7 protein-coding genes are annotated in these 14,167 nt (G+C 71.7%); 1 reads left to right on the plus strand and 6 read right to left on the minus strand.

Going from position 1 to position 14,167, the window contains the following annotated elements; translation table 11 throughout:
• A partial coding sequence (locus tag IE246_RS01750; protein ID WP_189987187.1) for a beta strand repeat-containing protein occupies window positions 1–4,677 on the minus strand: 4,677 nt, incomplete at its 3' end.
• Window positions 4,678–4,963: 286 nt separating this feature from the next.
• On the minus strand, window positions 4,964–6,862 hold the full coding sequence (locus IE246_RS01755; protein ID WP_189987188.1) for an FG-GAP-like repeat-containing protein: 1,899 nt from the start codon (window positions 6,860–6,862) through the stop codon (window positions 4,964–4,966).
• A 336-nt stretch (window positions 6,863–7,198) separates the two neighbouring features.
• Here IE246_RS01755 and IE246_RS01760 point away from each other — a divergent pair, with 336 nt between their 5' ends.
• Window positions 7,199–8,344, plus strand: a complete 1,146-nt coding sequence (locus tag IE246_RS01760) for a glycosyltransferase (RefSeq protein WP_189987189.1) — start codon at window positions 7,199–7,201, stop codon at window positions 8,342–8,344.
• Here the strand turns inward: IE246_RS01760 and IE246_RS27835 are convergent.
• From IE246_RS27835 to IE246_RS01780, 4 genes are read right to left on the minus strand one after another with little or no spacing between them, the layout of a single operon-like run.
• Window positions 8,338–9,693 carry an undecaprenyl-phosphate glucose phosphotransferase gene (locus IE246_RS27835; RefSeq protein WP_229836215.1) on the minus strand — a complete coding sequence of 452 codons (1,356 nt, stop codon included), beginning with the start codon at window positions 9,691–9,693 and terminating at the stop codon, window positions 8,338–8,340. The two genes, IE246_RS01760 and IE246_RS27835, sit on opposite strands and share 7 nt — an antisense overlap.
• A gap of 34 nt (window positions 9,694–9,727) precedes the next feature.
• On the minus strand, window positions 9,728–12,040 hold the full coding sequence (locus IE246_RS01770; RefSeq protein WP_189987190.1) for a GumC family protein: 2,313 nt from the start codon (window positions 12,038–12,040) through the stop codon (window positions 9,728–9,730).
• Between the two features lie 9 nt (window positions 12,041–12,049).
• Window positions 12,050–12,658 (minus strand): polysaccharide biosynthesis/export family protein, encoded by a 609-nt coding sequence (locus IE246_RS01775; RefSeq protein ID WP_189987191.1) that lies wholly within the window; start codon window positions 12,656–12,658, stop codon window positions 12,050–12,052.
• The gene (locus IE246_RS01780; protein ID WP_189987192.1) at window positions 12,642–14,000 is read right to left on the minus strand and encodes an outer membrane beta-barrel protein; all 1,359 of its coding nucleotides are present in this window, start codon (window positions 13,998–14,000) and stop codon (window positions 12,642–12,644) included. The genes IE246_RS01775 and IE246_RS01780 overlap by 17 nt, the downstream gene beginning before the upstream one ends.
• Between the last annotated feature and the right edge of the window lie 167 nt (window positions 14,001–14,167).

Genomic DNA, 14,167 nt, shown 5'->3' on the forward strand with positions numbered 1-14,167 from the left:
CATGGCGTCGTCGCCGGCCCCGCCGGACAGGGTGTCCGCCTCGGCCCCGCCGGACAGCGCGTCGTTGCCCTCGCCGCCCGAGAGCGCGTCGCTGCCGTCGCCGCCGGCCACGGTGTCGTCGCCGCCGCCGCCGAGGCCGGTGTCGTCGCCGGCCCCGCCGTCGACCGAGTCGTTGCCTTCGCCGCCGACCATGGCGTCGTCGCCGGCCCCGCCGGACAGGGTGTCCGCCTCGGCCCCGCCGGACAGCGCGTCGTTGCCCTCGCCGCCGACCAGGGTGTCGGTGCCCGCCCCGCCCGACAGAACGTCGTTGCCGCCGGCACCCGAGAGGATGTCGTTGCCTTCGCCACCCGTCAGGGTGTCGTCGCCGGCAGTGCCTTGCAGCGTGTCGTCCGGTGTGGCGTAGACGATGGTCTCGACATTGCGCACGTCGACGCCCTCGAGATCGGCCCGGCTGTTGACGTACAGCGTGTCGTTGCCGGCACCGCCCTCGATCACCGTATCGCCGGCACCGCCATAGATCACGTCGTCGCCCGCACCGGCGGACAGGCTGTCCGCGCCCTCGCCACCGGAGAGTGTGTCGTTGCCGGCGCCGCCGCTCAGCAGATCGGCCCCGGCGCCGCCGGAGATCGCATCGTCGCCTTCGCCGCCCGACAGGGCGTCGTTGCCGGCACCGCCGACCAGGGTGTCGTTGCCGATCCCGCCGGACAGGGTGTCCGCACCGGACGTTCCGACCAGCTGGTCGTCGTTGTCGGCGTACACGATGGTCTCGACGTTGCGCACGTCGACGCCGTCCAGCGCCGCCCGGTTCTCGGTATAGAGCGTGTCGTTGCCGGCACCGCCCTCGATCACCGCATCGCCGGCACCGCCGTAGATCACGTCGTCGCCCGCACCGGCGGACAGGGAGTCGGCACCCTCGCCACCGGAGAGTGTGTCGTTGCCGGCGCCGCCGCTCAGCAGATCGGCCCCCGCACCGGCCGAGATCTGGTCGTCGCCCTCGCCGCCGCTGAGCGCGTCGTTGCCGGCCCCACCGACCAGCGTGTCGTTGCCGATCCCGCCGGACAGGGTGTCCGCACCCGAGGTCCCGACCAGCTGGTCGTCGTTGTCGGCGTAGACGATGGTCTCGACGTTGCGCACGTCGACTCCGTCCAGCGCCGCGCGGTTCTCGGCATAGAGCGTGTCGTTGCCGGCCCCGCCCTCGATCACCGCGTCGCCGGCCCCGCCGTAGATCACGTCGTCGCCCGCACCGGCCGACAGGCTGTCCGCACCTTCGCCGCCCGACAGGGTGTCGTTGCCGGCACCGCCGCTCAGCAGGTCGGCCCCGGCGCCGCCGGAGATCTGGTCGTTGCCCTCGCCGCCGCTGAGCGCGTCGTTGCCGGCGCCGCCGACCAGCGTGTCGTTGCCGATCCCGCCGGACAGGGTGTCGTCGCCGGCAGTGCCCTGCAGCGCGTCGTCGTTGTCGGCGTACACGATGGTCTCGACGTTGCGCACGTCGACTCCGTCCAGCGCCGCCCGGTTCTCGGCATAGAGCGTGTCGTTGCCGGCGCCGCCCTCGATCACCGCGTCGCCGGCACCGCCGTAGATCACGTCGTCGCCCGCACCGGCCGACAGGCTGTCCGCACCCTCGCCGCCCGACAGGGTGTCGTTGCCGGCGCCCGCGCTGACCAGGTCGTCGCCCGCACCGGCCGAGATCTGGTCGTCGCCCTCGCCGCCGCTGAGCGCGTCGTTGCCGGCCCCACCGACCAGCGTGTCGTTGCCGATCCCGCCGGACAGGGTGTCGTCGCCGCCAGTGCCCTGCAGCGCGTCGTCGTTGTCGGCGTAGACGATGGTCTCGACGTTGCGCACGTCGACGCCGTCGAGGGCCGCGCGGTTCTCGGCATAGAGCGTGTCGTTGCCGGCACCGCCCTCGATCACCGCGTCGCCGGCCCCGCCGTAGATCACGTCGTCGCCCGCACCCGCGGACAGGCTGTCCGCACCTTCGCCGCCTGACAGCGTGTCGTTGCCGGCGCCCGCGCTGACCAGGTCGTCGCCCGCACCGGCCGAGATCTGGTCGTCGCCTTCGCCGCCGCTGAGCGCGTCGTTGCCGGCACCGCCGACCAGCGTGTCGTTGCCGATCCCGCCGGACAGGGTGTCGTCGCCGGCAGTGCCCTGCAGCGCGTCGTCGTTGTCGGCGTACACGATGGTCTCGACGTTGCGCACGTCGACTCCGTCCAGCGCCGCCCGGTTCTCGGCGTAGAGCGTGTCGTTGCCGGCCCCACCCTCGATCACCGCGTCGCCGGCACCGCCGTAGATCACGTCGTCGCCCGCACCGGCCGACAGGCTGTCCGCACCCTCGCCACCCGACAGGGTGTCGTTGCCGGCCCCGCCGCTCAGCAGGTCAGCCCCGGCGCCGCCGGAGATCTGGTCGTTGCCCTCGCCGCCGCTGAGCGCGTCGTTGCCGGCGCCGCCGACCAGCGTGTCGTTGCCGGCGCCGCCTTCGACAATGGCCTCGCCGGCCCCGCCATAGAGCGCATCGTTGCCGGCCCCGCCGGACAGCGTATCCGCGCCTTCGCCGCCGGAGAGCGTGTCGTTGCCGGCACCGCCCAGGACCAGGTCGTCCCCGATCCCGCCGGAAATCTGGTCGTCGCCCTCGCCACCGCTGAGCGCGTCGTTGCCTTCGCCGCCGGCCAGGGTGTCGTTGCCGCCGCCGCCGATGCCGATATCCGCGCCGGCCCCGCCCTGGACCATGTCGTCGCCGCCGCCGGCCGACAGGGTGTCGGATCCGTCGCCGCCGTACAGCACGTCGTTGCCGCCGGCCGCGAGCAGCGAGTCGTCGCCGTCGCCGCCGGACATGGTGTCGGACGCCCAGTCGCCGACCAGGGTGTCGTTGCCGGCGCCGCCGTCGAACAGGTCGGCGCCGCCGAAACCGGACGCCAGGTCGTCACCAGCGCCGCCGGACAGCGTGTCGTCGGCCCAGCCGCCCGACAGGGTGTCGTTGCCGTCGGCGCCGACCAGCGTGTCGTAGCCGCCGCGGCCGCGGATCAGGTCGTCGCCGTCGCCGCCCGAAAGGCTGTCGTCGCGCCAGTTGCCGACCAGGGTCTGGCCCTCTCCCGGGGCCGGGGCATCGCCGTACACGATGGTCTCGACGTTGCGCACGTCGACGCCGTCGAGGTCCGCGCGGCGCGCCACGTACAGCGTGTCGTCGCCGTCGCCGCCGTCGATCACGCGGTCGCCGGCCCCGCCGTACAGCAGGTCGTTGCCGTCGCCACCATAGAGGTAGTCGTTGCCTTCGCCACCGGAGAGGGTGTCGTCGCCGTCGCCGCCGACCAGCGTGTCGTGCCCGGCGCCGGCGTCGAGCATGTCGGCTTCGTCGTCGCCACGCAGGCTGTCGTTGCCGTCGCCGCCGTACAGCTGGTCGGTTCCGTCGCCGCCCGACAGCGTGTCGTTCGCGGCCCCGCCGACCAGCGTGTCGTTGCCGTCGCCGCCGATCAGCGCGTCGTTGGCGCCGCCGCCGCTCAATGCATCGTTGCCGTCCCCGCCGGAGAGCGCGTCGTTGCCGTCCCCGCCCTGCAGGAGGTCGTCGCCGTCGGCGCCGACCAGGGTGTCGTCCTCGGCGCCGCCCGACAGGCTGTCGGCGCCGTCGCCGCCGGACAGCCGATCGTTGCCGTCGCCGCCGGACAGCAGGTCGTTGCCGTCGCCACCGGACAGGGTATCGCCGGCCCCACCGCCCGACAGGGTGTCGTCGCCGGCCCCGCCGACCATGGAGTCGGATCCGCCGAGGCCCTCGATCAGGTCGTTGCCGGCGCCGCCGGACAGGGTCTCGCCGGCCCAGTTGCCCGACAGGGTGTCGTCGCCGGCTCCGCCGTAGAACTGGTCCTGGCCGCCGCGGCCGACCAGCCGGTCGTCGCCGTCGCCGCCGGACAGGGTGTCGTCGGCCCAGCCGCCCGACAGGGTGTCGTTGCCGCCGCCGCCGAGCAGGGCGTCGCTGCCGCCGCTGCCCTGGATCAGGTCGTTGCCGGCGCCGCCGGACAGGGTCTCGTTCTGCCAGTTGCCCGAGACGGTCTGGTCGCCGCCCTCGCGGGCCGCCGGCTGGTCGGTGTAGACGATGTGCTCGACGTTGCGGACCGTGATGTTCGCGAGGTCGTCCTCGGACCCGACGTACAGCGTGTCGTTGCCGTCGCCGCCGTCGATGTAGCTGTCGTCGGCGTCGGCATGGATGGCGTCGTCGCCTTCGCCGCCCGACAGCCGGTCGGCGCCTTCGCCGCCGTGGATCGTGTCGTCACCGTCGCCGCCCTTGACGGTGTCGGCGCCGTCACCGCCGGACAGCACGTCGTCGCCGTCGCGGCCGGACAGCACGTCGTTGGCGGCGCCGCCGTACGCCGTGTCGTCGCCGTCGCCGCCGCGCAGCAGGTCGTTGCCGTCGCCGCCCGACAGCACGTCGTCGCCGTCGTTGCCGAACAGGGTGTCGCGATCGGCGCCGCCGTGCAGCCGGTCGTCGTCGTCGCCGCCGTACAGCAGGTCCTTGCCGTCGCCGCCGGAGAGGGTGTCGTCGCCGTCGCCGCCGTAGAGACGGTCGTCGTGACCGCCCGCGGCGAGCACGTCATCGCCGTCGCGACCCGACAGGGTGTCCTTGCCCGCCGTTCCGACGAGCGTATCGTTCTGATCGGTCCCCACGATCGCGTCTTTCTTCTTCTTGCCCACGGCGACCCCCTTGTACCGTCAGCCGGATTCTCCGGCCGGCGTCCCCGTCGCGTCCGGTCCCGTGGTTGGGCACGCCGGGGCTCATTTCAGACGCTGGGAACCAAAGAAGAGCGGCTCGGCCGGTCGGCCTGCCAGCAGCTTCCAGGCGCTCCCCACAAACGCACTTTGGACTGCTGAGGTTAAGCTAGAGTTACTCGCCCAAAATTTCCATAAAATTTTACCTATATCGGTTGCGGCCGGTCGTCGCGGGCAGATCTCCGCCGGGCGGCGGCCGGTCGCAATCGCGCTACAGCAGGTCCCAGTCGGTCGGCAGCTGGCCGATCGCGGCAACCGTCGGCGCCGCGCCGTCGTTGAACATGAACGCCGCGAGATCGCCGTTCGACGCCCGGGCCAGGATGCCCTGCTGACCGTCCGCCGACAGGTCCCGGACCGCCAGGACGGTCAGGTCGCCGTCGAAGCCGAAGTCGTAGCGCTGGGCGGCGGCGTCGCCGTCCATCTCCCAAACCGACATGACGCCGGCCTGCTGGTTCCGCCACAGGATATCGGCCTTGCCGTCGCCGTTGAAGTCGTCGATCGCCTGGACCTGCCATCCCGCCGGCACCTCGAAGGTGCTGCCGCGGACCGGCTCGCCGGTGCCGTCCATCTGCCAGACCGCGACCTGGCCCAGGCTGTCGTTGCGCAGCAGCAGGTCGGCCTTGCCGTCGCCGCCGAAATCCGCCGTGCCGGCGACCTGCCAGTCGGTGCCGAGGCCCAGCACGTTGCCGCGGGCGACCGCGCCGCCGCCCTCGGACGTCCAGACCGCCAGCGAGCCGTCGTTCTGGTTGCGCCACAGCATGTCGGCCCGGCCGTCGGCGTCGAAGTCCGCGGTTTCGGCGAGCTGCCAGTCGTTGGCGATGCCGTGGACGGCGCCGCGGGTCGGCTCGCCGGTGCCGTTCATCTCCCAGATCGCGATCTCGCCGGTGCCGGCGTTGCGCCACAGGATGTCCTGGCCGCCGTTACCGAACTGGTCGACCGCGGCGATCTGCCAGGTGTTGTCGATGCCCAGCAGATCGCCCTTGGTGACGCTGTTGAGGCCGCTTGTGGTCCACACCGCGATGTTGCCGGTGTCGGCGTCGCGCCACAGGTAGTCGTCGGTGCCGTCGCCGTTGAAGTCGGCGAACGCCGCCAGGCCGTATCTCGGCTCGAGGCCGAACACGTCGCCGAGCTCGATCGGCCGGGTCTCGTCCAGCGACCACACCGCGAACGAGCCGTCGTTCTGGTTGCGCCAGACGAAGTCGTCCTGGCCGTCGCCGTTGACGTCGCCCTTGCCGGCCAGCTGCCAATCGGAGGTCAGCCCCTCGGAGTCGCCGAACCGAGCGGTCTCGGTGCCGTCGACCTGCATGGCCTGGACCAGGCCGCCGGAGCGGAACAGGAAGGTCGGGCCGTTCAAGTCGACCGGCGGGGTCAGGTCCCGGGTTTCGACGACCGTACCGGTGCCGTCCACGAACCAGGCGGTCTCGAAGCCGGACTGCGCCAGACCGTCCAGGTCGGTGCCCTGTGCGACCACCAGCACGTCGTTGCCGTCGCCGCCGTCCAGCGGCCCGTCGCCGGCCTCCGCCCACACGGTGTCGTCGCCGGTGCCGCCTGACAGCGTGTCGGTCCCGGCCCCGCCATACAGGACGTCGGCCCCGTTGCCGCCGACCAGCAGATCGTTGCCGCTCTCACCGAACAGCACGTCGCTGCCGTCGCCGCCCGACAGGACGTCGTTGCCGGCACCGCCCACCAGCGTGTCGTCGCCGGCGGTGCCGGTCAGGGTGAGGTGGACCGGACCGGTGAACACGATATGCTCGACGTTGCGGATCTCGATGCCCGTGAGGTCGGCCTCGGAGGCGATGTAGAGGGTATCGTTGCCGACGCCGCCGTCGATCAGCCGGTCGCCCGCGCCGCCATAGAGAACGTCGTCGCCGACACCGCCCAGCAGCGTGTCGCTGCCGTCGCCGCCATACAGCACGTCGTCGCCGGGGTCGCCGCGCAGGAAGTCGTCGCCGGCACCGCCGGACAAGGTGTCGTTCCCGGGGTTTCCATACAGCGAGTCGTCGCCGCCGCCGCCCTGCAGCAGGTCGTCAGCCGGACCGCTGCGCAGGACGTCGTTGCCGTCCGTGCCCAGCAGGGTGTCGTTGGCCGGAGTTCCCTTGGTCTTCGCCACAGCATCACCTCTCGGCATGTGCCGAACGTTGCATCGGGCCGCGCTACCGGCCCCATCCGGGACCGCCGGCGCACGACGATGTTTCGGAGCGCACTCGACTGGCTCGGGGCGTCGTCGGCGTCCCCCTCAGGACCGACACCCCGATCGGCGTTCATGCATTCAATTTTATCTTTATTGCATATAAGCTGGAGCCGCCGGTTTTCAACGTGATTCGGGGCGCCTGCGGCCGAATTGATCTGGCGCAAACCGCCCGGAATGGCGGCCTTCCGGCCGGTGGTGCTACGGTCGGGCGACGACCGGACGACGACCGGACGACGACTGGACGACGGGGGGGCGATGCGGGTCGCGATCATCCACTACTGGCTGGTGACCATGCGCGGCGGCGAGCGCGTACTCGAGGCCCTGCTCGACCTCTACCCGGACGCCGACGTCTTCACCCATGTCGCCGATCCGGCCGGGATCTCGCCGCGCATCGCCGCCCGCCTCAAGGGAACCACCTTCATCGGCCGGATCCCCGGTGCCCGTCGGCTGTACCAGAAGCTGCTGCCGCTGATGCCGCTGGCGCTGGAGCGTCTCGACCTCTCGGGCTACGACCTCGTGATCAGCAGCGAGGGCGGCCCGACCAAGGGGGTGTTGCCGCCGGCCGAGGCGCTGCACGTCTGCTACTGCCACAGCCCGATGCGCTATGCCTGGGTGATGCCGGAAGGTTATCTCCGCGAGCTGCCGGCCCCGGCCCGGCCGCTGGCCGCCTGGCTGCTGCACCGGCTGCGGATCTGGGACGTGAGCACGGTGCCGCGGGTCGACCGGTTCGTCGCCAACTCGGCGACCGTCGCCCGCCGGATCCGCCGGTTCTGGCGGCGCGACTCGGTGGTCGTGCACCCGCCGGTCGAGCTCGAGCGGTTCGCCGTCGACCCGGACGGCCCGGGCGAGGCCTATCTGTTCGCGAGCCAGCTGGTCGGCTACAAGCGGGCCGACGTCGCGGTCCGGGCGTTCGCCGGCAGCGGGCGCCAGCTGCTGGTGGTCGGCGAGGGCCCCGAGCTGGCGGCGCTGCGCCGCGAGGCCACGCCGAACGTGCGGTTCCTCGGCCGGGTCTCGGACGAGGAGCTGGCCCGCCTGTACGCCCGGTGCCGGGCGCTGGTGTTCTGCGCCGAGGAGGATTTCGGGATCGTGCCGCTGGAGGCGATGGCCAGCGGCCGCCCGGTCGTCGCGTTCGGCCGCGGCGGTGCCTGCGAGACCGTCGTCGACGGCGTCACCGGCCTGTTCTTCGATGCCCAGACCCCGGATTCGCTGCGGGCGGCGCTGGACCGCTTCGAGGCGATCGAGGCGAGGTTCGACCCGGCCGCCATCCGGCGCCACGCCGAGGGCTTCGGGCGCGAGCGGTTCGTGCGGGAGATGCGGGCACTGCTGGACGGCTGGCTGGCGGAGACCCGGTCGGAGCGGGGACCGGGTGCCGTGGCCCAGGATGGCCCGGCGGCTCAGTAGGCGTTGCGGTCGCCGAGCAGGATGGTGATGGTCTGGGCGATGATCCGCAGGTCGAACAGCAGCGACCAGTTCTCGATGTAGTGTAGGTCGTACTCCAGGCGCCGGCGCATCTTGTCCGGCGTGTCGGTCTCGCCGCGCAGGCCGTTGACCTGGGCCCAGCCGGTGATGCCGGGTTTGACCCGGTGGCGCCCCAGATAGCCGTCGATCAGTGCGGCGTAGTGGGTGTTGTGGGAGACCGCGTGCGGGCGAGGCCCGACCAGCGACATGTCGCCGCGCAGGACGTTCATGAGCTGCGGCAGCTCGTCCAGGCTGGTGCGCCGCAGGATCCGGCCGAGCGGCGTGATCCGGGGATCGTCGCGACGGGCCTGCGGCACCACCGCCCCGTCCTCGGCGGTGGTCATGGTGCGGAACTTGTACACCGCGAAGGTGTTGTTGTTGAAACCGAGCCGGTGCTGGCGGAACAGGATCGGTCGGCCCATCGCCAGCAGGATCGCCAGCGCGATCAGCCCCATCATCGGGGCGGCGAGGATCAGCAGCAGCGCGCCGAGGACGAGGTCCTCGACCCGCTTCACCACCGAGCTCCAGCCGGACAGCGGCACTTCGGAAAGCGCCAGGGCGGGGATCCCGGCCGGCCGGTCGAACCCGAGAACCGGCACCCCGCGCAGTGAAGACGGCAGCGCCAGGTGCACGGCGACCGCCTCCGACTTCAGCGGGTGGATCAGGGCCTCGAGGGTGCCGTTCGGTTCCTCCAGGGCGATCAGGACCTCGGAGACCTTGCCGGCCCGGATGGTCGCGATCAGCCGCTGCATCGCCGCCTCCGGATCGCGCCCGAGGTCGTGGGCCTCGATCAGCCGGGCCAGGCCGAACGGGTCGCGCAACACCGCCTGGGCGACGTCGTGCAGGGCCTGGCCGCGGCCGATCACGGCGACCCGGGGCCCCAGCCGGCCGGCATTGGCGAGCTGCCGCAGATAGCGCAGCGCCACCGCCCGCGCCAGCAGCAGCGCCAGCACCCCGAGCGTGAAGGTGGCGACGATCCAGGAGCGCGAGAACACCTCGGTGGTCTGCGTGAGGTTCAGGAAGGCGAGGAACACCGCGAACACCGCCATCCAGCCGACCAGGGCCTGGAAGACCCGCGGATCCAGCGGGTGGGTCTGGCTCACCCGGTAGGCGCCGAACAGCCGCAGCAGGGGGATCGCCGCGACCCCGAGCGCCAGCGAGCCGGCCGGGTACCAGCCGACCGGGCCCCAGGCCGGGTTGAGCAGGAAGTGGGCGAGCAGGCCGCAGGCCGCCAGCAGCGCCGCCTCGACGATCGAGAGCACGCCCATTGCGATCGAGAGGGTCTCCCTCACAGTCCGCGTCCCCCAACGCCTGCCCGGGTCCGGTTCAGGTCGATTCCTGGCGCCTGTCTTCCTGGGCGTAGTAGTAGTACTCGGTCCCGCTGTCGAAGGACTGGATCCGCACGTCGACCTTCGACAGCACGAGGCCGAGCACGTTCTCTCCGATCTCGTAGATGTCGCGCAGGCTCTGGATCACCATCTCGCGGTGGGTGCGCTCCCATTCGACCACGAACAGCACGCCGTCGACCCGCGGCGTGACGATCAGCGCGTCGCCGACGCTGGATACCGGCGCGGTGTCGACGATCACCAGATCGAACTGCCGGCGGGCGGTGCGCATCAGCGCCTCCATGGCGTCCGAGCCCAGCAGGTCGTCGGGGTTCGGCACCGAGTGGCCGCGCGACATGAAGTAGATTCCGGTGCCCGGGTCGAACTCGATGCCGTCGTCCGAGGCGACCGTGCCGGACAGGACCTCGGACAGGCCGACCACGTTGGACAGGCCGAACCGGGTATGCAGGGTCGGGTTCTGCATGTCGGCGTCGATCACCAGCACCCGCCGGCCGGCCTGGGCCGACAGGGTCGCCAGGCCCTCGACCACCGAGCTCTTGCCCTCGCCGGAGATCGTCGAGGTGACCAGCACCACCTGGCTGGCCTCGGTCTCCCCGAGGCTGAGGGTGATGGTGGTGCGCAGCCGCCGGATCGCCTGGGTGATCGACGATCCCGGCCGCTCGACCACGAGCCGGTGCATCGGCAGGGTGTGCTTGACGTCGGCGTTGAGCGGGATCTGGGCCAGCACCGGCAGGCCGGTGGCGAGCTCGAGCTGCTGCGGCGTCTTGAAGCCGCGGATCGCGAACTCGATGACCAGCACCAGGAAGCAGCCGATCACCATGGCGCCGAGCACCGAGGCCAGGACCGCGACGCCGCGGCGCGGCGAGACCGCGTTCTGCGGCGTGACGGCACGCGAGATGATCCGCGCCTCCGGGGCATTGGCCGACTCGTCCTGCACGTCGGTCGCCTTCAGCCGGCCGAGCACCAGCTCGTAGAGGTCGCGGCTCGCCTCCACCTCGCTCTCGAGCGAGCGCAGGGTGACCTCGGCGTCGGTCTGGTCCTCCAGCTTCTCCTGCAGGCGGCGGATCGCGGCGTTCAGGTTGATCTCGCGGACCCGGGCGATCTGCACCTCGTTGCGGAGGCTCTGGGCGATCCGCTCGACTTCCGCGCGGATCAGCCGGCGCAGGTCCTCCAGCTCCTGGCGGGCCTTGACCAGTTCGGGATAGCGGGGCTGGAACTGCGACTGCAGCTCGGCGATCCGGCGGCCCAGCAGCGCTTCCTGGGTCCGCAGCTGGGTGACGACCTGCGAGCGGAGCGCGGCGTCGAGGCTCTCCAGCCCGCCGTCGTCGCTGGCCAGCGCCCGGACCTGGCTGTAGCGCGCCTCGGTCTCGGCCCGCGCCGTCTCGGCGGCGATCAGCTGCTCGTTGAGGTGCGTGATCTGCTGCAGCAGCAGGGTCGCCCCGCCGGTCTCGACCAGCCCCTGGTCGCGCCGGAACTGCTCGAGCTTGCGCTCGGCGTCGATCACGCTCTGCCGCAGGCCGCTGACCCGGTCGGTCAGGAACAGCGAGGCGCGCCGCAACGCCTGTTCGCGGCGTTCGCGGATGTCGCGCAGGTAATTGTCGGCGACGCCGTTGGCGACCTGGCGGGCGGTCTCCGGGCTGGTCGAGCGGAACCGGATGGTGATGACGCGGGCGAACCGCGAGGCCTCGACCGTCAGCCTGTCCAGGAACTCGTCGGTGACCAGGGCCAGGGTGTCGGGGATCGGGCCGGGCTGGATCTCGCCCTGCCCCCCGGACGCGGCGTCGCCGCTTTCGACGAGCCAGCGGACGGCCGGTTCGAGGTAGACGGCGAACTCCTCGGGCAGTGTCCGCAGCCAGCGTTCGGCCCAGTGCAGACGGGCCTCGGCATCGAGCTCCCTGTTGAACTCCGGGTCGTCCATCAGGCCGAGCGCCTTGACGGTCCGGATCGCGATCTCGCGCGAGGCGATGTACTCGGCCTCGGTCTGTACCGTGTTGTTGTCGCCGGCGATCGCCGGCAGCACCGCCTCGATGCCGAGGACACGCTCGCGCTGCGCCTCGATCAGCAGGCGCGAGCTGGCCGAGTACTGCTTCGGCAGCGCGCTGACGTACAGGGCCGTCAGGATCGGGATGACGGTCAGCACCGCCAGCAGCAGCTTGGTGCGGCGCCGCAGGATGCTGATCAGCCACCAGACGTCGTAGGTCTCGGTGGTCATGAACACCGGTGCCGGGCCGCGCGCGCCGCCGGTCTCGGCGGTGTCCTGCTGGCGTCGCGGGAAGGCGGTGACGTTCGACATGCCGGGTTCCTAGAACAGCCGCCGGTCGACCTCGATCACGTCGCCCGGGAACACCCGGGTCCGGAGATCGACGCGGCGGCGGTCGTCCCGGTCGCCGAGTTCGCGCACGAGGTAGGCCGAGGACGTGTCGGCGCGCCGGTTGAAGCCGCCGGCGATCGCCACCGCCCGGCGGATGTCGATCTCGGGCTCGAACGGGTAGCTGCCGGGCCGGTTGACCTGGCCGAGGACATAGAACGGCCGGTACTTGGAGACCTCCACGTTGACCTTGGGGTCCTTGATGAAGTCGCGCGCCAGCCGTTCCGAAAGCGCCGTGCGCACCTCCGGCGCCGTGCGCCCGGCGATCCGCACCGAGCCGACCAGCGGCAGCTCGATGGTGCCGTCGTCGGCGACGTCGGCCTCGACGGTCATGTCCTTGATCTCGAGCACCGTCACCTTGACCCGGTCGCCGGCGCCGATGACGTAGGCGGCCAGCGGCGGTGTCGGCTCCTCGGGCGCCGGCGTGCTGCCGCAGGCCGTCAGGACGAGCGCCGCGGCCAGGGCTAGGACCGGCGACAGCAGTCCGCCGGCGCGGCGGCGCGGCGGCTCCGTCCGGTGCATCGGGTCAGCGGAACACGCCATTCACCACTCCCTGCCTGACGGTCCGGCCCTCCCGGTCGTCGGTGACGAAGTCGCGCAGGCAACACAGCTTCGCCCCGAAGCGGAGCGAGGCGACGGTCGCCTGGAACTCGTTGGCCGGGTCGTTCGAGGCCTGGTCCTCCCACCGGAGGCCGGCGCCAACGTAGGCGTACTCGTTTAACAAATAGCGAACGTCCAGCCCGGCCTTGAACAGGCGCTCGTCCTCGACGTCGCCGGAGTACCGGTAGTCGGTCCAGCGCAGCCTGGTGCCGAGGATCACGTTGTCGCGCGGCTCGTAGTCGAGGCCGAGGCCGATCTCGGTGGTGGCCACGCTGCTGGCGTTGGACAGGGTGGAGTCCTCGTTGGAGATCGACAGGTCGCCGGTGACCGTCATCAGGTCGGTGGCGTTCCACAGCGCCTTGGCGCCGACCAGGGCGGCGAACTCGGCGGCGGTGCCGGACTGGCTGTAGCTGCGCCGGGATACGCCGGCGAAACCGGAGACCTGGGAGACCGCGCCGCCCGAGTAGGTGGCCCCGACCGACAGGTCGAGACGGGTCGAGTCCGGGTTGCCGGCATCGTTCTGGCTGTAGTCGACGCGCTGCACGCCGGGCTGCACGAAGAACGACACCTCGCCGGCCTGGGCGAAGCCGATCCGGGCGTTGCCGACGCCGATCCAGCGGTCGAGCCCGCTGCGGTCGACCCCGTCGACGTCGTCGAACCGGTACCAGGTCGACTGCACGGTGCCGACGATCGGCTTGTCCGCCAGCGCCAGGGTCTGGAGCTGGGCCCCGAACTCGTAGGCCCGGTAGGTCTGGGTACCGAACGCCGGCCCGAGGTCGAGGTCGGACCCGCGCTCGATGTGGAAGCGCCCGGCCCCCGCGTTCAGGGCCAGGTCGGCGTCCTCGTCGATCTCGATCCGGCTGCGCAGGTTGAGCTGGAGGTCCTCGTAGGCGTCGCCGCTGGACGAGCCGTAGCGGCCGATCGCGGCCTGCCCGGTCAGGCTGGTCTGCTGCTTCTCGCCGTCGAGGTGCAGCGACAGTCCCGGACGGGCGACGGTGAACACGCTGGCGGTCTCGCCCGACGACACCCGGCGCACGTTGCTGTCGTGGCCGGTCTCGACCTCCATCCGGGTGAACGCGTAGACCGGCGAGCTGCCGGTGGTCCGGGCACCGCGGTCGACCGGGTCGAGCGACAGCCCGTAGCTCTCGTAGTCCAGGCGCGGGCGCTGCCCGACCGAGTCGCGCTCGGCGTCGGAAATCTGCGCGGACGCGGGCGCGACGGCCGCCAGCACGGCGGCGGCCCCGACCAGGACCGCGGCGAGGCGGGGCGCTACCCGGGCCCGCACGCCCGTGCGCCGGCACCCTTTCGCCTGATCTGGAACCGTCATACCGGAGACCGCCCGCCCACTAGCTGAGTTGCGACATTAATCTAGACGACTAAGAGTTTGACTAAAAGCCATTATTGAATGTTCAATGAGATGGTGGGGCAATCCGGAAGCGCTGAGCCTTTGAA

This window comes from Thalassobaculum fulvum (assembly GCF_014652915.1).
Taxonomy (GTDB): domain Bacteria; phylum Pseudomonadota; class Alphaproteobacteria; order Thalassobaculales; family Thalassobaculaceae; genus Thalassobaculum_A; species Thalassobaculum_A fulvum.